23 protein-coding genes are annotated in these 24,514 nt (G+C 60.6%); 21 read left to right on the top strand and 2 right to left on the bottom strand.

Translation table 11 applies throughout. The features are described from left to right. The first annotated feature begins 262 nt into the window (after positions 1–262). The 9 genes from D1159_RS05250 to D1159_RS05210 all read left to right on the top strand — a co-directional run bounded on the left by D1159_RS05250 (position 263) and on the right by D1159_RS05210 (position 10,406). Entirely contained in the window at positions 263–1,318 is a 1,056-nt protein-coding gene (locus D1159_RS05250; protein ID WP_161844633.1) for a D-alanine--D-alanine ligase, read from the top strand. Positions 1,319–1,648: 330 nt separating this feature from the next. Continuing rightward, the gene (murF, locus tag D1159_RS05245) at positions 1,649–3,040 is read left to right on the top strand and encodes a UDP-N-acetylmuramoyl-tripeptide--D-alanyl-D-alanine ligase (RefSeq protein WP_161844632.1); all 1,392 of its coding nucleotides are present in this window, start codon (positions 1,649–1,651) and stop codon (positions 3,038–3,040) included. 138 nt (positions 3,041–3,178) lie between these two features. Further along, positions 3,179–5,083 (top strand): ribosomal protection-like ABC-F family protein, encoded by a 1,905-nt coding sequence (gene abc-f, locus D1159_RS05240; protein ID WP_161844631.1) that lies wholly within the window; start codon positions 3,179–3,181, stop codon positions 5,081–5,083. After that, complete coding sequence (locus D1159_RS05235; protein ID WP_243152120.1) at positions 5,080–5,844, top strand: YdcF family protein; 765 nt, start codon at positions 5,080–5,082, stop codon at positions 5,842–5,844. The genes abc-f and D1159_RS05235 overlap by 4 nt, the downstream gene beginning before the upstream one ends. A gap of 35 nt (positions 5,845–5,879) precedes the next feature. Next, the gene (prfA, locus tag D1159_RS05230; protein WP_161844630.1) at positions 5,880–6,944 is read left to right on the top strand and encodes a peptide chain release factor 1; all 1,065 of its coding nucleotides are present in this window, start codon (positions 5,880–5,882) and stop codon (positions 6,942–6,944) included. Between the two features lie 17 nt (positions 6,945–6,961). Next, complete coding sequence (locus D1159_RS05225) at positions 6,962–7,231, top strand: hypothetical protein (RefSeq protein ID WP_161844629.1); 270 nt, start codon at positions 6,962–6,964, stop codon at positions 7,229–7,231. Between the two features lie 11 nt (positions 7,232–7,242). After that, positions 7,243–8,268 (top strand): L-threonylcarbamoyladenylate synthase, encoded by a 1,026-nt coding sequence (locus D1159_RS05220; RefSeq protein WP_161844628.1) that lies wholly within the window; start codon positions 7,243–7,245, stop codon positions 8,266–8,268. Positions 8,269–8,274: 6 nt separating this feature from the next. Next, a complete protein-coding gene (gene coaE / locus D1159_RS05215) occupies positions 8,275–8,877 on the top strand; it encodes a dephospho-CoA kinase (protein WP_161844627.1) in 603 nt (200 codons plus the stop codon). A gap of 113 nt (positions 8,878–8,990) precedes the next feature. Next, positions 8,991–10,406: an aminopeptidase gene (locus D1159_RS05210; protein WP_161844626.1), complete on the top strand. Its 1,416-nt coding sequence runs from the start codon at positions 8,991–8,993 to the stop codon at positions 10,404–10,406. Between the two features lie 144 nt (positions 10,407–10,550). On the opposite strand, the gene rpmB is transcribed toward D1159_RS05210, so the two are convergent. Then, positions 10,551–10,739, bottom strand: coding sequence for a 50S ribosomal protein L28 (rpmB, locus tag D1159_RS05205; protein ID WP_101693494.1), 189 nt, complete (start codon positions 10,737–10,739; stop codon positions 10,551–10,553). Between the two features lie 94 nt (positions 10,740–10,833). Continuing rightward, positions 10,834–11,178 (bottom strand): CGGC domain-containing protein, encoded by a 345-nt coding sequence (locus D1159_RS05200; RefSeq protein ID WP_161844625.1) that lies wholly within the window; start codon positions 11,176–11,178, stop codon positions 10,834–10,836. 223 nt (positions 11,179–11,401) lie between these two features. Here D1159_RS05200 and glnA point away from each other — a divergent pair, with 223 nt between their 5' ends. From glnA to D1159_RS05140, 12 genes are all read left to right on the top strand, one after another. Continuing rightward, a complete protein-coding gene (gene glnA / locus D1159_RS05195; RefSeq protein WP_161844624.1) occupies positions 11,402–12,733 on the top strand; it encodes a type I glutamate--ammonia ligase in 1,332 nt (443 codons plus the stop codon). A 162-nt stretch (positions 12,734–12,895) separates the two neighbouring features. Then, on the top strand, positions 12,896–13,519 hold the full coding sequence (locus tag D1159_RS05190; protein WP_161844623.1) for a DUF2284 domain-containing protein: 624 nt from the start codon (positions 12,896–12,898) through the stop codon (positions 13,517–13,519). Positions 13,520–13,600: 81 nt separating this feature from the next. Continuing rightward, positions 13,601–14,230, top strand: a complete 630-nt coding sequence (locus D1159_RS05185; protein ID WP_161844622.1) for an XRE family transcriptional regulator — start codon at positions 13,601–13,603, stop codon at positions 14,228–14,230. Positions 14,231–14,659: 429 nt separating this feature from the next. Next, positions 14,660–15,661, top strand: coding sequence for an ornithine cyclodeaminase family protein (locus D1159_RS05180; protein ID WP_161844621.1), 1,002 nt, complete (start codon positions 14,660–14,662; stop codon positions 15,659–15,661). Between the two features lie 33 nt (positions 15,662–15,694). After that, positions 15,695–16,531, top strand: a complete 837-nt coding sequence (locus D1159_RS05175) for a creatininase family protein (RefSeq protein WP_161844620.1) — start codon at positions 15,695–15,697, stop codon at positions 16,529–16,531. Continuing rightward, the gene (locus D1159_RS05170) at positions 16,521–17,237 is read left to right on the top strand and encodes a flavodoxin family protein (protein ID WP_161844619.1); all 717 of its coding nucleotides are present in this window, start codon (positions 16,521–16,523) and stop codon (positions 17,235–17,237) included. The genes D1159_RS05175 and D1159_RS05170 overlap by 11 nt, the downstream gene beginning before the upstream one ends. A gap of 76 nt (positions 17,238–17,313) precedes the next feature. Continuing rightward, positions 17,314–18,339, top strand: coding sequence for a BMP family protein (locus D1159_RS05165; RefSeq protein ID WP_161844618.1), 1,026 nt, complete (start codon positions 17,314–17,316; stop codon positions 18,337–18,339). Between the two features lie 78 nt (positions 18,340–18,417). Then, entirely contained in the window at positions 18,418–19,950 is a 1,533-nt protein-coding gene (locus D1159_RS05160; RefSeq protein WP_161844617.1) for an ABC transporter ATP-binding protein, read from the top strand. Further along, on the top strand, positions 19,947–21,029 hold the full coding sequence (locus D1159_RS05155; protein ID WP_161844616.1) for an ABC transporter permease: 1,083 nt from the start codon (positions 19,947–19,949) through the stop codon (positions 21,027–21,029). The genes D1159_RS05160 and D1159_RS05155 overlap by 4 nt, the downstream gene beginning before the upstream one ends. Next, positions 21,026–21,955: an ABC transporter permease gene (locus D1159_RS05150; protein WP_161844615.1), complete on the top strand. Its 930-nt coding sequence runs from the start codon at positions 21,026–21,028 to the stop codon at positions 21,953–21,955. The genes D1159_RS05155 and D1159_RS05150 overlap by 4 nt, the downstream gene beginning before the upstream one ends. A gap of 76 nt (positions 21,956–22,031) precedes the next feature. Next, positions 22,032–23,198 carry an iron-containing alcohol dehydrogenase gene (locus tag D1159_RS05145; protein ID WP_161844614.1) on the top strand — a complete coding sequence of 389 codons (1,167 nt, stop codon included), beginning with the start codon at positions 22,032–22,034 and terminating at the stop codon, positions 23,196–23,198. Between the two features lie 376 nt (positions 23,199–23,574). Then, positions 23,575–24,417, top strand: coding sequence for a PRD domain-containing protein (locus tag D1159_RS05140; RefSeq protein WP_161844613.1), 843 nt, complete (start codon positions 23,575–23,577; stop codon positions 24,415–24,417). Positions 24,418–24,514: the final 97 nt, after the last annotated feature.

Here is a 24,514-nt window from a genome sequence, read left to right as displayed (position 1 = left end):
TAATCGGGAATGTATGCATAGACTCAAAGCAGCCGGCGCTGGGGCCTCCGCCCTCCGCCTGAAGTTCGTTTGAACACCTGGAAAACACCCATGGGGCGGATCTTTTCCCCATACTGCGTCAAAAAATCTGGAACGATACAACGTATTTCTGCGGTTTTTTGCCTTGTCTGGCGAAAAAATCTCTCGCCGCCGGGCATTGCGCCAGTTATCAAGCAGGGCCTATGAAGCATTGGTCCAATTATAAATAGACATGAGGTGTGTTATGGACATATTAGTATTGGCGGGAGGTCTGAGCACGGAGCGCAATGTCTCCTTCTCCTCCGGCGTGATGATCAGCCAAGCCCTGGCCCGGAAGGGACATCGGGTGGCGCTGGTGGACCTCTTCCTGGGGCTGGAGGACTATCCGCACCCCCTGGCGGACCTCTTCCGCCTGCCGCCGCCCCTGCCTGACAAGAACATCAAGGAGGAGGTCCCCGACCTGGAGGCTGTCCGGGCCGCCCGGGGGGACAAGAGCGAGAGCCTCTTTGGTCAGGGAGTGCTGGCCGCCTGCCAGATGGCGGACATTGTCTTCAACGCCCTCCACGGGGACTGCGGGGAGGACGGCCGCATTCAAGCCGCTTTCGACATGATGGGCATCCCCTACACCGGGTCGGGCTATCTGGGCAGCGCCATTGCTATGGATAAGAACTATACCAAGAGCCTGGCTGCGGCGGAGGGGATTCTGACCCCCCAGTGGCGGACGGTCTCCCTCACGGACGGGGAGATCGCCCAGGCGGAGTCCTATGAGGAGCTGCCCTGCGTGGTCAAGATCCCCAACGGCGGGTCGTCGGTAGGGGTTTACATCTGCAAAACCCGGGAGGAGCTGTCCGCCGCCCTGCGGGAGAGCCGGAAGTATGCCGCCCGGGTGCTGGTGGAGCAGTACATCCAAGGCCGGGACTTCTTCTGCGGCGTGCTGGAGGGGGAGAGCCTGCCCTCCATTGAGGTTATCCCCAAGAGCGGGTTTTACGACTACCGCAACAAATACCAGGCCGGCGCCGCCCTGGAGGTCTGCCCCGCCCAGGTGGACGGGGAGGCGGAGGCCAAAATTCGCTCCGCCGCCCGGCGGATGCACCAGGTGCTGGGACTGACCGCTTACTCCCGCAGCGACTTTGTGCTGGACAGCGAAAACCGGCCTTGGTTTTTGGAGATCAATACCCTGCCGGGGATGACCGCCCTGAGCTTGGTGCCCCAGGAGGCCGCCGCCATAGGCATAGATTACGACACCCTGTGCCAGAAAATCGTAGACGCCTCCATCAAGGCCCGCCGGGAGAAGCGGTAGACCCCCTATGAAGCCGGAGATAAGAACAGCTGGATGATATCGAAGCGATTTGCCGCTTAAACCGCCAGGAGATGGGGTATGACTATCTGGCGGAGGAGGCAGCCGGGCTGTCGCCCGGCAACGAGGACTGTCCAGCCGCCGGCAATTTCATTGCCTTACGGATGGGGCGTACCCCCTGCGGGTACAACGCCGCCAGCGGCCGCTTGCGCCCCGAAAAACCGTGCCGGCCCTTGTCAGCCGATGGTATGGCAGTGAAACGCAGCAGATCAATTTCAGAAAGCCGCTGAAGACAAAATAAAGGGGACGCAGCCGTCCCGTGGAGGAGATTTGATGGAAGCCATCACCGTACGAGAGATCATGGAGGTTGTAGGAGGCGCGATGCTGGGAGATTTCTCCGATCTGGATCGGGAGATCACCCGGGTAGAGACCGACAGCCGGACCATCCACGCCGGCTCCCTGTTCATCCCCCTGTCCGGCGAGCGCTTTGACGGACACGCCTATATCAATTCCGCCCTGGAGGGCGGGGCCGCCGGCTGTTTCACCCAGCGGGAGCGGGAGAACTATCAGCCGGGAAAGTTCTACATCAAGGTAGCCAGCACCTCCCGGGCCCTGCGGGACCTGGCCAAGCACTATAAGAAAAAGTTTGATATCCCCATTGTGGCCCTCACCGGCTCCGTGGGCAAAACCACTACAAAGGACATGGTGGCGGCGGTGCTGGGGGAGAAGTTCCGCGTCCTCAAGACGGAGGGCAACCTGAACAACGATATCGGCGTGCCCATGACGCTGCTGCGCCTGAACCGGGAGCACGAGATCGCCGTGCTGGAGCTGGGGATGAACCACGCCGGGGAGATTGACTATCTGTCCGATCTGGTGGAGCCGGACGTGGCCCTCATTACCAACGTGGGGGACTCCCACATCGAGTTTTTCGGCACCCGGGAGAAAATTCTGGAGGCCAAGCGGGAGATCTTCAACCACGCCAAGCCGGACTGCTTTGTGGTGCTCAACGGGGACGACCCTCTGCTGCGCACCCTGGCGGGCCAGCTTCCGGGGGAGACCGTCTGGTGCGGCTCCGGCGAGGGGCTGGACTACCAGGCCAGCAAGATTGCCAGCAACGGCAGCAGCCACATGCTCTGCCAGGTGAAGACCCCCCGCATGACCTGCCAGGTGGAAATCCCCGCCTTGGGAGAGCACATGATCTACCCCACGCTGATGGCCATGGCGGTGGGCGAGCACTTCGGCCTTTCCCAGCGGGAGATTGTGGAGGGGGTGCTCCACTTCGCCCCCACAAAAATGCGCATGAACATCCTCCAGCGGGCCGACGGCATTACCATTCTCAACGACACCTACAACGCCAATCCCCAGTCCATGCGGGCGGCGGTGGAGGTGCTGTCCAGCAGCAAATCCGCTTTTAAGGTGGCGGTGCTGGGGGATATGTTTGAGCTGGGCTCTCTGGCCCCCGCCCTCCACGCCGGCGTGGGGGAGTACCTGGGCAAGGCCGGCATCCACTGCCTGGTGGCGGTGGGTGCCCTGGCAAAGCATATCTACGACGCGGCCAAGGTAAGCACCGTGGAGCAGGTCTATTACTGTCCCAGCAAGGAAGCCGCCCACAAGATTCTGGACGAGGTCGTCCGGCCGGACACCACCATTTTGGTCAAAGCCTCCCGGGGGATGGCCTTTGAGGACCTGGTGGAGTATTTGAAGACAATTACCAACGAAACGTAGGCGGTAAGGGACCAAAAGGCTGCGGACCGGTGCCAGGTCCGCGGCCTTTTGTCAAAGCGCCGGAAGAAAATAAAGTTTAGGAGCTGCGGATCCCATCAGCGGCTCCTGAAAGACAGTTACAATTTAAAGAGGACCATTATGATTGACATTGCTGTATCCAACCTGGTAAAGGAGTTTGAGGTTGGAAAGAAAATATTGGATGGGCTCACCTTCCAGATTGACCAAGGGGAACGGGTGGGCCTGCTGGGGAAAAACGGCGCGGGAAAGACCACCCTGCTGAAAATTCTCACCGGTGAGCTGGACGCCGACGAGGGAGATGTCGTCATCGCTCCCGGAAAGGGCATGGGCCTGATCTCCCAGATCCCGGTCTATCCCCCGGAATACACCGTAGAGGACGTGCTGGGCACCGCGTTTGATCGCCTGCGCCGTATGGAGGCGGAGATGGCCCAGCTGGCCGGACAGATGGAGGCGGATCCGGACCCGGAGCTGCTCAGACGGTACGATCGGCTGGCCGCCGCGTTTGAGGCAGAGGGGGGCTACGACACCGACACGGAACGCGGCAAGGTGTGCAACGGCCTGCTCATCTCCCCAGAAATGCGCCGGCAGCTCTTCTCCTCCCTGTCCGGCGGAGAGAAAACCCGGGTCAACCTGGGGCGGCTGATTTTGGAAAAAACCGACATCCTCCTGCTGGACGAGCCCACCAACCACCTGGACCTGCGGGCCACCGAGTGGCTGGAGGAATATCTGGACCGGTACAAGGGCACCGTCCTGGCCATCTCTCATGACCGCTGGTTTTTGGACCGGGTGGTGAAGCGGGTCATTGAGATCCAGGAGGGAAAGGCGGAATTCTACAGCGGCAACTACAGCTTCTACGCCGAGGAGAAGGAGCGCCGCTATGAGGAGAAGTTAAAGCAGTACGAGAAGGAGCAGGCCAAGATCGAGCAGCTTCAGACCGCGGCGGACAAGCTCCACCTGTGGGCTTTCATGGGCAACGACAAGCTGCACAAGCGGGCTTTCTCCATGGAAAAGCGGATTGAACGCCTGCGCAAGACGGACAAGCCCAAAAAGGACCGCCGGCTGGAGGTCCGCTTCGGTGAGCGGGACTTTCAGGGGGACGAGGTACTGCTGGTCAAGGACCTGGAGATGGGCTTTGACGGGCGCACCCTCTTCCAGGGGGTAAACCTTCTGGTGGAGGGCGGGGAACGCATCGCCCTGCTGGGGGACAACGGCGCCGGCAAGTCCACCTTCCTCAAGCTGATTTTGGATGAGCTGCTCCCCGACGGGGGCAAAATCCGCTTCGGCCCCACAGTGAAGATCGGTTACCTCCCCCAGATTATCCACTTTGACCACCCGGAGCGCAATCTGGTGGACACCATGCTGTACGCCCAGAACTGCACCACCCAGGCCGCGCGGGACCGGCTGGCCGCCTTCAATTTCCGGGGGGAGGACGTGTTCAAGCCGGTATCCGCCCTCTCCGGCGGGGAGCAGAGCCGCCTGCGGCTGTGTATGCTGATGGATGAGAAGATCAACCTGCTTATTCTGGACGAGCCCACCAACCACCTGGATATCGCCTCCCGGGAGTGGATTGAGGAGGCGGTCACCGACTACGAGGGGACGCTGCTCTTTGTCTCCCACGACCGGTACTTCATCAACCAGTTCGCCACCCGGGTGTGGATGGTGGAGCATCAGTCCATCACCGATTTCCGGGGCACCTTTGAGGAATTCCGCGCCGCCCAGGAGCGGAAAAAGCAGCAGGAGCAGGCGGCAAAGGCTGTTATCTCCAAGGGAGAGAGCCCCAAGGCGGAAAAGCCCCGCCGCACCGGCGGCACCAAGATGCTGGAAAAGCAGGTCAACGCCGCCGAGCGGGAGGTGGCCCGGGCAGAGGCGCGGCTCAAGGCCCTGGAGGGGGAGCTGGAGGAGGCCGCTACCGACTATGTCCGCCTCCAGGCGCTGTGCGTCCAAAAGGAGGCTTTGGAGGCGGAGCTCACCGGCCTCTATGAGACCTGGGAGGCCCTCTCCGCCGCGCTGGAGGAGGCACAATGAGAAAAAAATACGCCCCGTTTCTCCCGGCGGCAGCTATGTTGGTACTGGCGGCGCTGGTGTATTGCCTCGCCTCCGGGGCGTTCAAGTTCCTCGCCCTGCCGCTGGGGTGCCTGGCGGTGCTGGCCGGGCTGTGGGGGGCCTCCTGCCGGTGCCAGGCCCGGGGGAAACGGGCCCTGCGGATCTTCACCGCCGGTCTGGCCGCGGCGGGAGCGGTATGCTTTGGTATTCTTGAGGGCGTGGTGATCGCCGGGGACCGGACGGAGATCCACGGGGAGCCCCAGATTATGATTATCCTAGGGGCCCAGGTGAAGCCCTGGGGCCCGTCCGTGCTGCTGCGGGACCGGCTGGACACCGCTCTTGACTATTTGGAGGACCATCCAGACATAATCATTGTGGTCTCCGGGGGAAAGGGCGCAGACGAGCATATATCCGAGGCCCAGTGCATGTATGACTACCTCACCGCACACGGGGCGGACCCCGCCCAGGTGCTCATGGAGGACCGCTCCCGGAATACTTGGCAGAATCTGCGCTATACCTTTGCGCTGCTGGAAGAAGAGGGACTGGAACCGTCCATGGGGCAGGTGCTGGTGGTATCCAACGGCTTCCACCTGGCCCGGGTGCGCATGCTCTTCGGCCGGGTGTGGGGCGGAACCTATTCCCTGTCTACTCTGGCGGCCCCCAGCACCGATCTGCCGGCCCGGGTGAACAGCTATCTGCGGGAGGCGCCAGCCCTGCTGAAATCCTGGCTGCTGGACCGCTGACTGACAGAATTCAGAATAAGAAATGAGGAGACGCCATGCGGGATAAATTAGAGGCGCTGGACCTGCGCTATCAGGTGCTGGAGGCCCAGCTCAACGCCCCGGAGACCTATCAGGATCCGGCGCTGGTGGCCAAGCTGAACCGGGAACAGCGGGAGCTGGAGGCGGTGGTGTCCGCCTACCGGCGGCAAAACCAGCGCCGGCTGGACCTGCTGGACGCCGAGGCCCTGATGGGCGACCCGGAGATGGCCGAAATGGCCAAGGAGGAGTTCGCCCAAGCCAAGCAGGACATTGCGGCTTTGGAGCAGGAGCTGAAAATTCTGCTGCTGCCCAAAGACCCCAACGACGGAAAAAACGTGATTATGGAGATCCGGGCCGGGGTGGGCGGCGAGGAGGCCGCCCTCTTCGCCCACTCCCTCCACCGGATGTACTCCATGTACGCCGAGGCCCGGGGGTGGAAGGTGGAGCTGGCCAACGTGAACGAGACTGAGCTGGGGGGCATCAAGGAGCTGTCCATGGTCATTGAGGGGGAGGGGGCCTACTCCCGCCTGAAGTTTGAAAGCGGCGTCCACCGGGTGCAGCGGGTGCCGGAGACCGAGAGCGGCGGACGCATCCACACCTCCACCGCCACGGTGGCGGTGCTGCCGGAGATGGAGGAGGTGGACGTGCAGATTAACCCCGCCGACGTGGAGATGCAGGTCTTCCGCTCCTCCGGCGCGGGAGGGCAGCACGTGAATAAGACCTCCTCCGCCGTGCGCCTCATCCACAAGCCTACCGGCACGGTGGTGGAGTGCCAGCAGGAGCGCAGCCAGTTCCAGAACCGGGACAAGGCTATGCGCATTCTGGCCTCCATGCTCTATGAGGCGGAACAGGAGCGGGTGAGCAGCGAATTTACCGCTGAGCGCCGCAGCCAGGTGGGATCGGGAATGCGCAATGAGCGCATTCGCACCTATAATTTCCCCCAGGGCCGGGTGACAGATCACCGGATCGGCCTCACCCTGTACAAGATTGACGGGGTGATGGACGGGGATCTGGACGAAATCATCGACGGCCTGGCCGCCGCCGACCAGGCGGAGCGCCTCAAGGCGGGGGAAGAAAATTAGGAAAGAGGAGCGTCTGTATGGAGCTGAACATCCATTTTACCGCCCTGCCGGCGGGCATGAGTTTCGATCAGATGAAAGCAGAGCTGGCCCAGGTGCTGGAGGAGGACGGCTGGCTCACCGGCTCCGGCCTGGGGGCCGGGGGCGGCTTTGTGGAGGTGGAGCTGGAGGACGAGCGGGCCAATCCCAAGTACGGCATTCTGGCGGTGCGCAGCTTCCTCCAGGAGCGGGGCTTTCCCAAAGACACGGCCATTGAGCTGGCAGGGGTATCCGCCCCCCTGTACGGCTGACGGTGGAAGCTGTGAAGACACGACAGCTTACCCCGGAGGACGTCCCCGCCGCCGCCGCCGTGCTGCGCTCCGGGGGGCTGCTGGGTATCCCCACAGAGACGGTGTACGGCCTGGGGGCCAACGGCCTGGACCCGGCGGCGGTGGCCGCCATCTTCCGTGCCAAGGGCCGCCCCCAGGATAATCCCCTCATCCTCCACATCCCCTGCGCGGACTGGCTGGAGCAGTACTGCGTCCAGGTGCCGCCCAGCGCCTACGCTCTGGCGGAGCGGTTCTGGCCTGGGCCGCTGACTATGGTGCTCCGCCGCAGGGCGATTGTGCCTGACGCCGTCACGGCGGGACTGGACACTGTGGGGATGCGCTGCCCCGCCCATCCTGTGTGCCGGGCCATCCTGTCCGCCGCCGGGGTGCCGGCGGCGGCGCCGTCGGGCAATACCTCCGGCCGGCCCAGCCCCACCACTGCCGCCCATATGCTGGAGGACATGGAGGGAAAGATCGACGCCATTGTGGACGGTGGTCCCTGCCAGGTGGGGGTGGAGTCCACCATTGTGGACCTCACCGCCGCCCCCCCCCGGCTGCTCCGCCCCGGCGGGGTCACTTTGGAGCAGCTTCAACAGGTCTTGGGTCCTGTAGCAGTAGACCCGGCGGTCCTGCGCCTGATGAGGGCGGGGGAGCAGCCCAAAGCCCCCGGCATGAAGTACCGGCATTACGCCCCCAAGGCGCCAGTGACTGTCGTAAGGGGAGAGCCAGGGCGGAGCGCCGCCTATATCGCCGCCCATCTGACGGCGGACAGCGGCGTAATCTGCTTTGACGAGTACCGGGATCGCTTTCCCGGCTGCAACGTGGAGGCCATCGGCCCGGCGGGGGAGGCTGCGGAGCACGCCCGGCGGGTCTTCGACGCCCTGCGCGCCTTTGACCGCACCCCGGTGACCCGGATCTGGGCCCAGTGCCCCCCGGTGGAGGGGATCGGTCTGGCGGTGTCCAACCGGCTGAACAAGGCGGCGGGGTTCCACATTGTAGACGCTGACCTGGAGGAATGACAGACCGTGAAAAAGATCGGCATCACCGGCCCCACCGGGGCAGGAAAGACCACCGCCCTCCAGGCGCTGGCGGGCCACAATGTCTGCCTGCTGGACGGGGACCAGGTCTACCATGCGCTGCTGGCGGAGGACAGGCGTCTGCAAAGAGCCCTCACCGATCAGTTTGGCAGGGAAATTTTGGACAAAACGGGCGGAATTGACCGGAAAAAGCTAGGATTACAGGTCTTCGGCCGCCCGGCCGCCCTGGCGGAGCTGAATCAAATCACCCACCGCTTTATCCTGGCGGAGCTGGAGCGCCGGTGTGCCCTGGCGGAGGCGGAGGGCCGGATCGCGGCGGTGATTGACGCCGCCGCCCTCTTTGAAAGCGGCGTCGGGGAGCAGTGCGCCGCCGTGGTGGGAGTGCTGGCCCCAGAGGACCTGCGCATCCGGCGGATCATGGCCCGGGAGGGCATTTCGGAGGACTACGCCCGCCGCCGGGCGGCGGCCCAGCCCCCCGCGGCCTTCTATCAGGCCCAGTGCAGCCACATTTTAGAAAATACACGGGAAGACACCCCGGAAACCTTCCGGGCCCGGGCGGCGGCGCTGTTCCGCCAACTGCTGGAGGGATAGCAATCCGGCAAATCTCTCTGGAAATCGCCGGAAAATTGTGTTAGGATAGTGGAACCAGATCGGCCTGTTTGGGGAACCAGGCAGGCACTCTGCACATAAAGGAGGATATTCCCATGGAAGAGAAAAAGAAAACCGTGGGCGAGCTGCGCCGGGAGGCGCTGTGCTACGCCCCCAAGCACGGATACGACCGTCTGGACGCTAAGGAAGAGGGCGCCATGCAGGCCTACTGTGAGGACTACAAGCACTTCCTGGACGCAGGCAAGACGGAGCGGGAGTGCGTGGACGAGGCCATCCGCCTGGCGGAGTCCCGTGGCTTTAAGCCCTTTGTCCGGGGCATGGAGCTCAAGCCCGGGGATAAGATCTACCGCTCCAACCGGGGCAAGGCCCTCACTTTGGCCGTGGTGGGCCGCAGGCCCCTGAGCGAAGGGGTGAACATCGGCGCCGCCCATATCGACTCCCCCCGCCTGGACCTGAAGCCCAACCCGCTCTATGAAGAGGATGGCATGGCCTATCTGAAGACCCATTACTACGGCGGCATCCGCAAGTACCAGTGGGTGACCATTCCCCTGGAACTCCACGGCGTGGTGGCCCTGAAGGACGGCTCCGTGCGCCGGCTGGCCATTGGCGCCAACCCCGGAGACCCGGTCTTTACCGTAAACGATCTGCTCCCCCACCTGGGGGCTGAGCAGTCCAAAAAGCCCCTGGGCGAGGCGGTCCCCGCGGAGAAGCTGAACATCCTGGTGGGGGGCCGGCCCTTCCCCGACGACGAGGGGGACAACCGGATCAAGCTTGCCGTGCTGGACCTGCTCAACCAGAAATACGGCATTGTAGAGGAGGACTTCATCTCCGCCGAGCTGGAGGCCGTCCCCGCGTTCCAGGCCAGCGACGTGGGCCTGGACCGCTCCTTCGTGGGCGCCTACGGCCACGACGACCGGGTGTGCGCCTACGCGGAGCTGGCCGCCATTCTGGAGCTCTCTGCGCCGGAGCGCACCGCCGTATGTATTCTGGCAGACAAAGAGGAGATTGGCTCCGAGGGTGTCAGCGGAATGCAGTCCGCCGCCTTTGATACCTTTATGTCCGACCTGTGCGACACCCAAAAAGTGCCCTTGAAGGCGTGCTATGAGAAATCCTTCTGCCTCTCCGCCGACGTGACCGCCGCCTACGACCCCAATTACGCCGACGTGTACGAAAAGCGCAACAGCGCCATGGTCAACTTCGGCATCGGCCTGGCCAAGTACACCGGCGCCCGGGGCAAGTCCGGCTCCTCCGACGCCTCCGCCGAGGTGGTGGCCTACGTCCGCAAAGTGCTGGACGGGACCGGCGTCATCTGGCAGATGGCCGAGCTGGGCCGGGTGGACGCCGGCGGCGGCGGCACCGTGGCCTGCTATATGGCCAACCGGGACATCGACACCATTGACGCGGGCGTCCCCGTGCTTTCCATGCACGCCCCCTTTGAGACGGTGGCCAAGCTGGACTGCTATATGACCTATCGGGCCATGAGAGCCATTTATGAGGCAGAGGCAGAGTAAGAACAGGACGCCGTAAAATAAACATCCCCGGGCCCGATTGACTGGGCCCGGGGATGTTTCAGGCTGTCGAAAAAGTGTTTTCGGCAACAAGACGCGCCCATGCAGCGGCATGGGCGCGTTTTGAGTGACTGTGATAATGAATTATTACACAGCGCGGGTGACCTTACCCGAACGGAGGCATCTGGTGCACACATAGACGTGCTTGGGCGTACCATTGACAACCGCCTTAACGCGCTTGACGTTGGGCTTCCAGGGCCGGTTGGAGCGGCGGTGAGAGTGGGAGACCTGGATGCCGAACACAACGCCCTTGTCGCAGAATTCACATTTGGCCATTCGCTTGAACCTCCTCGCTTGTTAATATCACGCTCATTAAAAGCATCGAATGATATGATAGCAGAAAATAGGGGAAATTGCAAGAGGAAAATTCTCAATTACGCGCTTCGTGGGTGTAATCCAAAATACGGATGCCGTCTCCCAGGTCCTTGGCGATCAGATCCCGCATTTTTTTGGCGAAGGGGCAGGGGTAGCCGATGGGCGTGCCCTTCTGGATACAGCTGGCAAAGGCGATGGTATCCGCCCCCCGCTTGACCAGCGCACGCGCCCGGAGTATGGACTTTTTCGCGGGACACCCGCCGCAGTTGATAAAGCCGATGATTTCAATCTCCTCATCGATCCCCGCGAAGGCGCCGGTCTTTTCCCGTATGGCCTTGAAATCGGTGGTGCCGGGGCAGTAATCCTCTGTTTGAAGGCATCGAATGATACCGACTTTCATAAACGCATCCTCCACGTACAGTGTATACAGCGATTATACTCCACCCGGGCAGCGGACGCAAGATGGAATCAAACGGGAATTTCCACTTGCCAAGGAGGGAAACCTGTGTTAGAATAGGGCCGTTCGTAAGTTGAGGGCAAGGGCGTTCTCACTCCCGGGGGAGTGGAGCGCCCTTTTTTGATTGGACGGCGATATGCCGCGGAGAGAAAGGGGAAACAGCGCCATGGCCTTTACCAAGGAAGACATTATCCGTATTGTGAAAGAGCAGGACGTAAAATTTATCCGGATGCAGTTTGCCGATATTTTCGGCCAGCTGAAAAACGTGGCCCTCACCGCCTCCCAGGCAGAGAAGGCGGTAAATAACCAGATCATGTTCGACGGGTCCTCTGTGGAGGGCTTTGTGCGGATCGACGAGTCGGATCAGTGCCTCTATCCGGACCTGAATACCTTCATCACCTTCCCCTGGCGGGCCCAGTTCGGCAAGACGGTGCGGCTGATCTGCGATGTGTACAACACCGACGGCACCCCCTTTATGGGTGATCCCCGCAACGTGCTCAAGCGGATGATGGAGAAAATGCGCTCCATGGGATATGACACCTTCAACGTGGGCCCGGAGTGCGAGTTCTTTCTTTTCAAAACCGACGAGCAGGGCAATCCCACCACCGAGACCAACGACGAGGCCAGCTATTTTGACCTGGGCCCCCTGGACCACGGGGAGATCACCCGGCGGGAGATCTGCCTGAATCTGGAGGAGATGGGCTTTGAGATCGAGGCCAGCCACCATGAGAACGCCGCCGGCCAGCATGAGATCGACTTTAAATACGCCGACGCTCTCACCGCCGCCGACAACATTATGACCTTCAAGCTGGCGGTGAAGCTGCTGGCCCAGAAAAACGGGCTCCACGCCACTTTCATGCCGAAGCCTATCTATGGGGTGTGCGGCTCGGGAATGCACACCAATATGTCCCTCTTCCGCAAGGGGGAGAATGTGTTCTACGATCCCAACGACCGCCGGGGCCTGTCCAAAGAGGCCTACAGCTTTATCGCCGGCATCCTGGCCCATGTAAAGGGTATTTCGGCCATTGCTAACCCTCTGGTCAACTCCTATAAGCGCCTGGTGCCGGGATATGAGGCCCCCTGCTATCTGGCCTGGTCCGCCAGCAACCGCTCCGCCCTTATCCGTATCCCCGCCGCCCGGGGCCAGTCCACCCGGGTGGAGCTGCGCTCCCCTGACCCGTCCTGCAACCCCTACTTGACCTTTGCCGTCTGCCTGGCGGCGGGCCTGGACGGCATTGAGCGGGGCCTCACCCCCCCGGAGGAGATTACGGAAAATATCTTCGCCATGGACGAGGCCGCCCGCACCGCCCACGGCATCGAAAACCTGCCGGACTCCCTGTCCAGCGCCATCAAAGAGCTGGAAAAGGACACCCTGCTTATGGACGCCCTAGGAGACCACGTGGCCAGCAACTATATCCAGGGCAAGCGCCGGGAGTGGTACGAGTACAAAACCCGGGTCAGCTCCTGGGAGCGGGAGAAGTATATCACCAACTATTAACAGGCTGGTTTTAAGGAAAGCGGGCGGTGTCATAGAGACACCGCCCGCTTTCCGCGCTGTACAAAATCAGGCTTTACTTTTCTCTTCTTTTGCACTATACTATAAAGTGTGTTTTTATCGAAACTCCGGTGAGCATCTTTGTTAGATAAGGAGACGAGTTTCGTGAATACCAGTCATCTACAGCAGGATTTGCGGCGCTACTGCCAGCTGGCTCTGGAGGCTGGCATGACAGACGCCAAAGTCATCCCCGCCTCTCTCATCCGGCTGGACCCCCGGGTGCGGCTGAAATGCCGGTACCCCCGCTGCGGCTACTATGGCAGCAACGGCAACTGTCCCCCCTACGCCACCCCCCTGTCTGAAATGCAGGCGTGTATTGACCGCTATGAATTCGGCGTGCTCTTCATGAAGCGTTTTCCCTCTGACTCCCTTTTGGGCGCCAGGCACGCCGACTATGGTCATGCCGCCGGCGGGGATGTCCAGCGGGAGATGTACCGCGTGGCCGGCCGTTTAGAGCGAGCCGCGTTCCGGGACGGCCACGTTCTGGCCATGGCATTCGCCAATGGGCCGTGCAAAAAGGTATTCTGTCCCAACGCAGAGTGCTCCGCCATTCAACCCGGCGGCCAGTGCCGCTTTCCCCTGAAAAGCCGCAGCTCTATGGAGGGATGCGGCATTCACGTCTTCGCCCTGGCCCGCAGCGTGGGGTGGGAGATCACTCCCGCAGGCCATACCTCCACTCCGGAGGAGGTCCCTGAGCTGACGAATGTAGGCCTGGTCCTGGTGGAGTAATCCAAGCAGCTTTCTCTGGAGTCGGTTTGAAAACCGCCCCTGGCATATGACACAGCTTACTTTTAGAACGGAGGCACTGCCATGCAGCACGACCAGCAGATCCCGAAACTTCCCCCCTCCCCCCCGGACGCCCACTGTAAGGCATCCGGCAGTCCCAGTGTGGATACCAGTCATCTCAACGTCCGGCGGCTGCGGCGGCTGAAGGGGATGACGCTGCGGCAGCTCGCCAGCCAGTCCGGCCTGTCTCTGTCCTATCTCAGCAACTACGAAAACGGAAAGGTCAATATCACCATCAGCTCTCTGAAAAAAATCGCGGAGGCCATCGGCGCTCCTGTGGCCGACCTGCTCACTGACAGTCTGGAGCACGATGTGACCATTGTCTCCAAGGAGGACCGGTACTCCCGGGTGCTCTATGAGTGCGCCGCCGGCGCCGCCATACAGGAATATCTTATGTACAGCAACCGCGCCGCCATGCATGTCTCTATTACTCACCTGCCCCCCCACTCTGACTCCGGCGCGCCCTCCTCCCACTACGGCGAAGAGTTTATTCTCACCTTGAAAGGGGTTGTTACGGTCATCCTAGACGATTACTCTTACCAGCTCCCAGAGGGGAGCATGATCTACTACCGCTCTACCTTCTTCCACAAGGTGGCCAACGAGCAGGACACTGAGGCCTCCTTTTTCCAGGTAAACACACCGCCCACATATTAAGTAAAGTTGTTCTTATATAGTGAACAGCACATAACACGGTTTTACACCGGTTATGTGCTGTTTTTTCTGCCTATCTTCTCTATTTTTTCTATATATCATAACTTTATTTATAATATACCATAATTTGTCTCTCATTTTTCTCAAAAAAGTCTACATGCTCTCTTACTCAAGTTCTATTGACAGAGAACAAAATTTATATTATACTGCAATATATCTCACCGGAGTGTTCTCATTTAAGAACACACTCAGAAACTGTACCAAACGCCGCAACACAAATTTTTGCGGCCACAACTGCCTTTGGCCGCCGGCAATTTTATCTTGCAAATCCATCATGTCCTGGCGATTGGTACTGCTTTTCACTCTTTCCCCGCGCTGGAACACCTCAGCTGCTAACATGAGATGTCATCAGATAGAATGGAGGAATCAAGTATGGGAAAAGCTGAAACATGGAAGACCAAGATTCTGACCAAATCCCAGTTGGAGCAGGTCTGCGACACCAAAATGGCCCTGGCCGCCGTGGAGGACGCCCTGCGCTTCATCGGCACCGGGGAGCTGTTTCAAAACACCTGCGACGTGCTCCATCCCTCTGAGGGGAACTACTGCTTTCTGCTGCCCCACCCGGCCTACATCCGGCCATGGAACGTGGTGGGCGACAAGTGGCTGGGCTGCTGCGAGGGCAACCTGTCCAAGGGACTGCCCTACACCGTGGGAGTCACCACCATCAACGACGCCGAGACCATGATGCCCATCGCCTTTATGGACGGCACCTATCTCACCGGAATGCGCACCGCCGCCATGGCCGCCATCGGCACAAAATACCTGGCCCGCCGCGATTCCCAGGCCTTGGCCATCGTGGGCTGCGGCGTCCAGGGCCGGACCCATCTGTCCGCCATGTGCGAGCTGAACGTCTTTCCCCTGAAGCGGGTCCAGATTTTTGACCTCAATCCCGACGCTATGACCGCTCTCCAGGCGTACGGCCAGGAGAAGTACGGCATTGAGGTGGTCCCATGCGGGAGCATCACCCAGGCAGTCACGGGGGCGGACATCATCTGTATGCTCACCACCTGCCGGGAACCCCTGATTACCCTGGATCAGATCGCTCCCGGCGCCCACCTGTGCCCTACCTGCCTGTGGGATATCGACATTCCCAATATTCTCCGCGGAGTGGACAAGTGGGTGCTGGGCAACGAGGAGGCCGACTGCTACAACTTTGTCAACAGCTTCCAGCAGCAGTACGGTCTGGGTATGGACCAGGTCTATACCAACCTCAGCGAAATCGTCTGCGGCCGGAAAGCAGGCCGGGAATCCCCCTTGGAACGCACGGTCATGACCCACCTGGGCATGGGGGCCAACGACGTGGCCATCTCCTACCAGGCCTACCGCAGGGCAGTGGAGCTGGGGATTGGCACTGACGTATGTATCTTCGCCTGACAAACCGGATGCTGAGAAAGGAGGGACACAATTTTGTACAGTAAGACGGGAATCCCCCTTTTTGAGGAGATGACCTGGAAGGATGTTGACGACTGCCTGAAAAAAACCGATGTCTGCATCGTCCCCGTGGGCGCCATTGAGCAGCATGGCTTCCACCTTCCCCTGGGAACGGACACCTTTATCGCCCAGGAAATGGCCTGCCGGGCCTGCGCGGAGCTGGCCCGCCGGGGGTGCTGCGCGGTGGTTGGCCCTACAGTGCCCTATGGCGTACACCCCGAGGCTACGCACTACCCCGGGAGCTTACAGCTCAAGCCTATGACGCTGGTGCTGCTGCTCAAGGAGATCTGCGCCGCCCTTCAGCAGATGGGCTTCCGGCACATCGCCCTGCTGATGGGCCACGACGGAAACATTCCCGCCATGCAGGTGGCTTTGCAGGAATTACAGATTGAGCGGGACCTGGATGTGATGTGCGTCAACTGGCTGCTGCCCCACCAGGGAGATCAGCGGCGTATTCTCCCCCTGGACTTCGCCGACGGACACGGCGGTGCGCGGGAAACCTCCCGCGCCCTGGCCGCCTTCCCGGATCTGGTTCACCTGGATCGGGCGGTATCCTACATTCCCACCTTCCCCCCTAAGCCGGTGCCCTGCTCGTCGGAGCCCCTGCTGGGCGGCGCGGTCTACCGGCCCATTCAGGCGCTTTCCATGGACTACTGGCCGGACCGGCACCCCGGCCAGGACGGCGACCCCAGCTTCGCCACCTCTCAGGCGGGCGATGCCCTCTATGACGCTCTGGCCGTCTGGCTGGCGGATCTGCTTATTCAAGAGTACAACCTGGCCCCGAAAGAGGAGGAGATAAATCATGGCCCTTGACGCCTCTGATATCCGCATTCTGATTATCAACGGCAGCCCCCGCGCCAACAGCAATACCGCCCCCTTTGTCCAGCGGGCGGCAGAGGGAGTGCGCGCCCTGGGGGGCGAGGCGGTGGTCTACAACATCGCGGGAAAGCGCTATGAGCACTGCCGGGAGAGCTGCAAGGCCTACCACACCAAAACCGGCAACTGCGTCATCGACGACGACCTCCACGACCTGGCCAACCAGTGGATCCGCTCGGACGGCATTATCTATGCCGTGCCTCTGTTCCACATGGGAATGCCCAGCGCCATGAACGCCATTATCACCCGGCTGGGGGCCATCATTTTCAGCCAAACCAATGGCAAGGTACCCCGGCTGCTCAAGGTAGGCGGCGCGATTGTCCAAGGCAACACCCATTACGGCGGACAGGAGGTGGTGATGGAGTACCTCAATTCCCACCTGCTTCTGATGAACTGCGTCCCCGTCACCTCGGACATGCCAGAGGCCTATATCGGCACTGGCGCTCAGGTCGCCAACGACGGCGCCATTCACCGGGAGGAGGAAGTTCTGGAGAACGCCTATATGTTGGGTGTTCGAGTAACCGAACTGGCCAAGATCATCCGCTGCGGCACCCTTGCTCTAGGGGATCAGCTGCCGCCGGAATACAGCTACGACCGGCAGCGCACCTTCTCTCCCCCCGCAGGCGCCCGACCCGCGACCTAGTCCTCCACCAAGCTGGAAGCTTGGTAGAGTCCAGGTTCCTTTCCATCTGCCAGATGAACAAAGGAGGATGTTTCTGATGAAAAAAGTGTTATCTCTTGTTCTGGCGGCCGCGCTGTCTCTGGCACTGCTGGCCGGATGCGGACAACCCCAGGCCGCCCCCGGTCAGAGCGGCGCTCCCGCCCCCTCCTCCGCCCCGCCGGACAGCGGACCCAATCGCCTGAAAGTGGTTCTTGTCGTAGCAGATACCATCGACAGCATCTGGAACCGGGCCATGACCCTCTCTCTCCAGCGCCTGAAGGACGCCGGGGAACCCTTTGAGTTCACCTATATTGAGAACACCACCACTGACTCAGCGGAGTCCGTGCTGCGCACCTGCGCCGACTCCGGATATGACATCATCATCGCCCACGCCGGCGTCTGCCGGGACGCAGTACCCAAGATCAAGGACGAGTACCCTAACATCATTTTCCTGGGAGGCGGCAATGGCTGGGAGACCCCGGAGCCCAATATCGGCGCCTATGACCAGGCGCTCCATGAGGGCTGTTATGTCCAAGGGGTCATCGCGGGCCTTATCACAAAGACCAATGTAGTGGGCTTTGTTGGCGGCATGCCCACCTCTAATGTCACCAGCGAACTCAACGCGTTCCAGCGGGGGGTGGAGTCCGTCAACCCAGACTGTAAGGTAGTGGTCTCCTATATCGAGTCCTGGTATGACCCGGTCAAGGCGAAGGAGTGCACCAACTCCCAGATCTCCATGGGGGCGGATGTGGTCTTCGGCGAACGGGACGGCGTCATCCAGGCCTGTCAGGAGGCAGGGATCTACGCTATGGCGGAGAAGCTGGACCAGAGCGAGATCGCCCCAGATACTGTCATCGCCCAGTCCATCATCCGCTGGGACAACACGATGAAGGAGGTATTCAACCTGGTCAGTCAGGGCAAATTCGAGTGCCGCTACTATACCTCTTACGAGGGTTCCCTGGCCAGCGGCACCTGTGAAGTGATGATTAACGAAGATGTGGTGCCTGCCGACATTGTCGCCAAGGCCAGAGAGGTGGAGGGGCAGATCATCTCCGGCGCCATCTCTGTTCCCTTTGAACCCTAGAGAAACATTTCCTGAATCCTGCAGTCATCGGAGAGGGCATTGAAACATGCCCTCTCCCCAGCAAATGAGGTGATCTGTATGGCAAACCGCACCGCCGCTCCCCCTCTTCTGCGTCTGGAGGCAGTTACCAAGCGCTTCGGCCCCCTGACTGCCAACGACCATATCTCCCTGGACATTCACCAGGGAGAGGTACACGTCCTCTTCGGCGAGAACGGCGCCGGAAAGAGCACCCTCGCCAACCTGATCTACGGCTGTCTCCAGCCCACCTCCGGCGCCATCTACCTCAACGGCCAGCCCGCCCGCTTCCGCTCTCCCCGGGACGCGGCGGCACACAGCATCGGCATGGTTCACCAACACTTCATGCTGGTGCCCACCCTGTCCGGCATCAAAAACCTCCTCCTCGGTCTGGACTATGGCAGGGGACCTCTTCTGGATCTCCGCCAGGCCTGGGAGCGGGCCCAGACTCTGTGCGAGCAGTACCATGTGGACATTGATTTAAACAAGGAGATCTGGAAGCTGTCGGTGGGGGAGCAGCAGTGGGTGGAGATTCTAAAAGCCCTTTTTCTGGACAGTAAAATTCTCATTCTGGACGAGCCCACTGCGGTGCTCACCATGCAGCAGGCAGAACTTCTGATGGAGCGCATTTTGGATATGAAGCGCGCCGGAATCACCGTGATCATGGTCTCCCACAAGCTGAAGGAGATTGACCGGGCGGCGGATCGGATCTCTGTGCTCCGGCGGGGGAAGCTGATTGGTACTGTCTATGCCAGAGAGACCTCCCACGAGCAGCTGGTGGAGATGATGCTCGGCTCCAACCACCAGCTGGGGGTTGAGAACCCCCCAAAAACGCCGGGCAAGCCGGTACTGGAGCTGGACCGGGTCTCCGCCTGCAACAGTGAGCGCCTCCAGACCCTGACCGACGTCACCTTCCAGGTCCGCGGCGGCGAAATTTTTGGCATCGCCGGCGTCTCCGGCAACGGACAGACCGATCTCTATGAGGCGGTTACCGCCCTGCGGCCTCTCGCCGCCGGACAGATTAAAATTCACGGACAGCCCATTTCAGAGACAATCCACTACCGGGACTGGAGCGCCCTGAAGGTGGCGGAAATCCCAGAGGACCGCATTCAAAACGGCAGTATCGGTTCCATGACGCTGGAGGAAAATCTCATCTTCGGACGCCATTGGGACAAGCGTTTCCGCCGTTGGGGGATACTGAACCGGAGGGCCGCCGCGCCTTTGGCCGCCCGGCAGCTGGAGGACTATGACGTGCGCCCGGCGGAGCTGGGCTGCCGGGCCCAGGCCCTCAGCGGCGGGAACCTGCAAAAGCTGCTCCTCTCCCGGGAGTTATCCGGCCAGCCCCGGCTCATCGTGGCGGCCCAGCCCACCCGGGGGCTGGACATCATCGCGGAGGAGTTTATCTGGAAGCAGCTCCTCGCCGCCCGGGCACAGGGCGCCGCCTGCCTGTTGATCAGTGAAGATCTGGACGAGCTGGCCGCTCTTTCCGACCGGATCGGCGTACTCTACAAGGGCCGGCTGGTGCGGATCTTTGACGGAGATTTTTCTCTCAGCCAGATCGGCAGCTGGATGATCCATGGAGGTGAGGCACAATGAAATGGAACTTCCCCTACCGCTTCCGGGAGGACCTGTCCTGTCCTCTGGCAAAGCGCCTGGCCCTCCTGGGCGGGGTGCTGGTTTTGTGCTTTGGCCTCCACGCCCTGATCATGCTCACCATGACCGATCACCCCCTGGCCGCCTATGCGGTGCTGTTCCGCAGCGCCTTCGGCAACCGGTACCAGATCTCTCAGACCCTGCTGCGCACCCTCCCCATCCTCCTTATCGGCCTTGGCATGTCGGTGTGTCTCAAGGCCGGCATCCTCAATCTGGGCGGCAACGGCTGCCTGCTGGCGGGGGGGCTGGGGGCAGTGTTTGTGGGACTGTATCTGACCCAACTGCCCCCGGCCCTGGCCATTCTTCTCACCGTTGTGCTCGGCATGCTGTTTGGGGCTCTGTGGAGCGGTGTGGCCGCTTTGCTCCGGGCCAAGCTGAATATTAGCGAGATCTACGTCACGGTAATGCTCAATTACGTTATGCTCTATTTCGCCACCTTCATGCTGGAGGTGGTATGGCAGGACCCCATGAAGCTCAACTGGACCGCTATGATCTCCGACAACACCAAGTGGCCTGTCCTAATTCCCGGTACTTCCATCCATCTGGGCTTTGTACTGCTGATTTTGCTTTTCGGAGTGGTATGCTATCTGGACCGCACGCCCCTGGGGTACGAGATCCGCTGCTTCGGTCTGAGTCCCCAGGCCACCCGGTTCAAGCTGAAGGAGATGGACAGCCAGCGCCTGATTCTCTTTGTTATGCTCTTCGCCGGCGCAGCGGCAGGGCTGGCGGGGGCCTGCCAGGTTTCCGGCTCCCAGTACCGGTTCAGCCTGCAAATCAACCGGGACTTCGGCTTTACCGGCATTGTGGCAGCGAAGCTGGGCGGCCTCAATCCCGTTGGCATTGCCGCTGCCAGCCTGCTCTTGGGCGCCCTCTCCTCTGGCGCCACCGCCATGCAGGTGATGACCGGCGTGCCGGACTCCATTATCGACGTATTGCAGGGGATGCTTTTGGTGGCCGCCATCTGCGCCGACCGGCTGGCCATGTACCGGCTGGAAAAGACAATGGGGAGGGAGACGGTATGAGATTGATTCTGATCAGCCTGCTGGCTATGACAGTGCGGATGACCGTGCCTTATCTGTGTACCGCTTTGGGGGAGCTGTACGCACAGAAATCCGGTGTACTCAATCTGGGGCTGGAGGGCATGATGACCGTGGGCGCCTTTCTCGCCTTTATGGTTAACTACCACACCGGAAGCGCCTGGCTGGGACTGCTGGCCGCCGTGGGGGGCTGTCTCCTTGCGGCGCTGCTCTACGGCGGGCTGGTCATCTGGTTCGGCGTGGATCAGCCCATTACCGGCATCGCGTTCAACCTGCTGATTTTGGGCAGCTCCAGCTTCTTTTACCGGCTGGCTTTCGGCGTCCCCGCCACTATGCCTCTGGCGGAACGCACCTTCCCCCTGCGGCCTATCCCCCTTCTGTCTCACATCCCTTTTTTAGGTGAAATTCTCTTCCAGCAGTATGGGCTGGTCTATCTGACCTTTCTTCTAGTGGGCTGCTCCGCCTTCTTCTTCCGCCGCACAAAGGCGGGGATTATTCTCATCGCCTGCGGCGAGAATCCCAAGGCGGCAGAAACACGGGGGGTGCGGGTCAACCGCTTCCGCCTGGCCGGCGTGCTCATCAGCGCCGTCTTTTCCGCCATTGCGGGGACCTATTTGTCTACTGCCATCTTCAATCAGTACACCGCCGGAATGGTGGCGGGACGGGGGTATATTGCCTTTGCCTTAGTCATTTTTGGGAAATGGAACCCGGTGCATATCATGGCCGGCGCCCTGCTCTTCGGCTTTCTGGAGGCACTGGCCCTGCTGATGCAGGTCACTGCCCTGATCCCTCACCAGTTTCTGCTGATGGCCCCGTACGCCCTCACCATTCTCGCCCTTGTGGTCACCAGCTTCAAAAGTCGGAGCGCCCGGCCCGCCTGTCTGGGGGTACGGTACAAAAGCAGCCGGTAGCTTTGGTTTTGTGCGCGTTTCGGGGGCGCCTGGCCCGCTCCATACAGTCAAACCAGTGTAAAAAGGAGGACTATCCATGCTCAATTTCATCTGGCACATCCCAACTAAGGTCTATTTCGGCACCGGACAGATCGCGGCGCTGGCCGGCGCTGTTCGGACTTACGGCACCCGGGTGATGGTGGTCACCTACCAGCGGCGCAGCGAGGCGGAGACCCAAATTCTCCAGAAAGCCCTGGCGTTGATGGATCAGGATGGTCTGACCTGTACTCTGTTTGACCAGGTTGAGCCTAACCCGCTCATTACCACGGTAGAGCGGGGCGCGGCACTGTGCCGGACCCAGAGCATTCAGGTCTTGCTGGCCATCGGCGGCGGAAGTGCCATTGACTGCGCCAAGGGCATCGCCGCCGCCGCCTGCTACAACGGAGACCCCTGGGACCTGGTCCTGGACAACGCGAAGGTAAAAGCCGCCCTCCCCGTGGGCAGTATCCTTACCCTGGCCGCCGCCGGTTCTGAGATGGACTATACCGCCGTACTCAGTAACGGGGCGACCAAGGAAAAACTCCACCTGTTCAGCGAGTGGGTGCGCCCCAAATTTGCCATTCTGGACCCCGCCTACACCTACAGCGTCCCCCGCTTTCAGACTGCCGCCGGCTGCGCCGACATCATCAGCCACGCCATGGAGGTCTATTTCGCCAACACGCCGGACACTTATGTCCAAAACCGGATGGCAGAAGGGATGATGAAAACCGTCATCCACTACACCAATACGGTCCTGGAGCACCCCTCCGACTACGAAGCCAGGGCCAATATCATGTGGGCCTCCACCCTGACCATCAACAGTATGCTGGCCCATGGGAAGTCCATTCAGTGGAGCACCCACTACATTGAACATACAGTCAGCGCCTTTTACAATGTCCCCCACGGCGCCGGCATCGCGGTAATCCTTCCCCACTGGATGGAGTACGTACTGGACAGGGAAACTGTGGACAACTTCGTGGACTTCGCCCGCAACGTCTGGAATATCCCCGGCGGCGACCCCTTTTCCACCGCCCAGGCGGGCATTGACGCCCTGCGCCACTATCTCTTTGACACCCTCGGCCTGCCCCGCACCTTGAGAGAACTGGGCGTGGAGGAGGATTCCTTGGATGCTCTGGCTGCCAGCGCGGTGGCCGAGGGGCCCATCAAAGGGACAAAGCTGCTGGTACAGGAGGATGTACTGGCCATTCTCCGCCGGGCGTTTTAGAACCTGTATCCATAACAGGGAAATACTAGACTGTCAAGGTCTTTTGTGGTTGTGAATACAGGTTCTTCGCTCCGGACAGAATCATTCCCCCTGGGCCTTTTCGCGCCCGGAGGATCGTCTCCTTCTATATTCTCATCCTCTTTTAGATTAGGTGTAAAAAAATTTGGTTTCCAAATTGTGCAAACAGCAGAATTCTGCCTGACTTTTTAACTTCTCCTTGACTTCTTTTTACAGAAAAGCTATCATAGTTCTATCAACGTTGGAATGTTACCGGTTTTCCGGGCTTGACCAACTCTGTCTGAATTTGTCTCTGTATCACATACGGGGAATGCAGGATGGGGTTGGTCTGTTTTTTTGAGGGGGGGGGGCAGAGGGTTTGCGGATCAAGAAGGTCATCAACAATAACATCCTCTGCGTCGTAGATGAAAAGGGCCGCGAGATGATTGTCACCGGCAAAGGGCTGGGCTTTCAGCGAAAGGTTGGAGAGCGGGCGGATCCGGCGCTCTTTGAGAAGACCTACCACATGGAGGGCAAGGCGGAGCAGCGCAGGCTGCGGGAGCTGGTGGAGCAGATCCCCATGGAACATCTGAAGCTTACGGAAGACCTCATCCAGCTTATCAAGAGCCGGATTACCGCCCCTCTTAACGAGTCGCTGCTCATCACCCTGGCCGACCACATCAGCTTCGCCATCAAGCGAAAGGAAAAGGGCGTCGAGTTTACCAATCCCCTCCAGGGGGCCATTATGAGCTACTACCCCACGGAGTACCACCTGGGCCAGCATTGCCTGCGGATGATTCAGCAGGAGACAGAGCTTGCGCTCAACCCCAGCGAGGCCTCCTTCATCGCCATGCACATCGTTAACGCGGAGCTGAACACCAGTATGAGCGTGATGTACGACATCACCAAGCTCATCGAGGGAGCGCTGGAGGTAACAGAGTACTTCTATCAAAAGACCTTCGACCGGGAGTCCCTGGACTTTAACCGTTTTGTGGTCCATTTGCGGTACTTCGCCCAGCGGCTCTTCCAGGCCGCTCCCCAACACGCAGACGAATACGACAGGGATTTTCAGGAGATGATCATCCGCAGCTGTAAGCGGCACTACAAATGCGCTCAGTGCATTGGCGAATACATCCGCAACACCTATCAGAAAACCGTCTCCGACGAGGAGCTTATCTATCTTACGATCCATCTGAAACGGATCAATTTAAGCCAAACATAGCGGGATCGTGACCGGTCAAGCGGGCGAAACCCATACGGTGTGTACTCGGGTATTCCGGTGCGCGCAGTATGGGTTTTTATTATTTCGGCCATACTGT

Origin of the sequence: Pseudoflavonifractor sp. 524-17, from assembly GCF_009935845.1 — a bacterium.
In the GTDB taxonomy this organism is placed as follows: domain Bacteria; phylum Bacillota; class Clostridia; order Oscillospirales; family Oscillospiraceae; genus Pseudoflavonifractor_A.
This window is presented reverse-complemented; position numbering and strand designations above follow the sequence as displayed.

Coding starts and splice junctions, on each gene's coding strand:
- D1159_RS05250 (WP_161844633.1), top strand. CDS start 263: ATGGACATATTAGTATTGGCGGGAGGTCTGAGCACGGAGCGCAATGTC.
- murF (WP_161844632.1), top strand. CDS start 1,649: ATGGAAGCCATCACCGTACGAGAGATCATGGAGGTTGTAGGAGGCGCG.
- abc-f (WP_161844631.1), top strand. CDS start 3,179: ATGATTGACATTGCTGTATCCAACCTGGTAAAGGAGTTTGAGGTTGGA.
- D1159_RS05235 (WP_243152120.1), top strand. CDS start 5,080: ATGAGAAAAAAATACGCCCCGTTTCTCCCGGCGGCAGCTATGTTGGTA.
- prfA (WP_161844630.1), top strand. CDS start 5,880: ATGCGGGATAAATTAGAGGCGCTGGACCTGCGCTATCAGGTGCTGGAG.
- D1159_RS05225 (WP_161844629.1), top strand. CDS start 6,962: ATGGAGCTGAACATCCATTTTACCGCCCTGCCGGCGGGCATGAGTTTC.
- D1159_RS05210 (WP_161844626.1), top strand. CDS start 8,991: ATGGAAGAGAAAAAGAAAACCGTGGGCGAGCTGCGCCGGGAGGCGCTG.
- rpmB (WP_101693494.1), bottom strand. CDS start 10,739: ATGGCCAAATGTGAATTCTGCGACAAGGGCGTTGTGTTCGGCATCCAG.
- D1159_RS05200 (WP_161844625.1), bottom strand. CDS start 11,178: ATGAAAGTCGGTATCATTCGATGCCTTCAAACAGAGGATTACTGCCCC.
- glnA (WP_161844624.1), top strand. CDS start 11,402: ATGGCCTTTACCAAGGAAGACATTATCCGTATTGTGAAAGAGCAGGAC.
- D1159_RS05185 (WP_161844622.1), top strand. CDS start 13,601: ATGCAGCACGACCAGCAGATCCCGAAACTTCCCCCCTCCCCCCCGGAC.
- D1159_RS05180 (WP_161844621.1), top strand. CDS start 14,660: ATGGGAAAAGCTGAAACATGGAAGACCAAGATTCTGACCAAATCCCAG.
- D1159_RS05170 (WP_161844619.1), top strand. CDS start 16,521: ATGGCCCTTGACGCCTCTGATATCCGCATTCTGATTATCAACGGCAGC.
- D1159_RS05165 (WP_161844618.1), top strand. CDS start 17,314: ATGAAAAAAGTGTTATCTCTTGTTCTGGCGGCCGCGCTGTCTCTGGCA.
- D1159_RS05160 (WP_161844617.1), top strand. CDS start 18,418: ATGGCAAACCGCACCGCCGCTCCCCCTCTTCTGCGTCTGGAGGCAGTT.
- D1159_RS05155 (WP_161844616.1), top strand. CDS start 19,947: ATGAAATGGAACTTCCCCTACCGCTTCCGGGAGGACCTGTCCTGTCCT.
- D1159_RS05150 (WP_161844615.1), top strand. CDS start 21,026: ATGAGATTGATTCTGATCAGCCTGCTGGCTATGACAGTGCGGATGACC.
- D1159_RS05145 (WP_161844614.1), top strand. CDS start 22,032: ATGCTCAATTTCATCTGGCACATCCCAACTAAGGTCTATTTCGGCACC.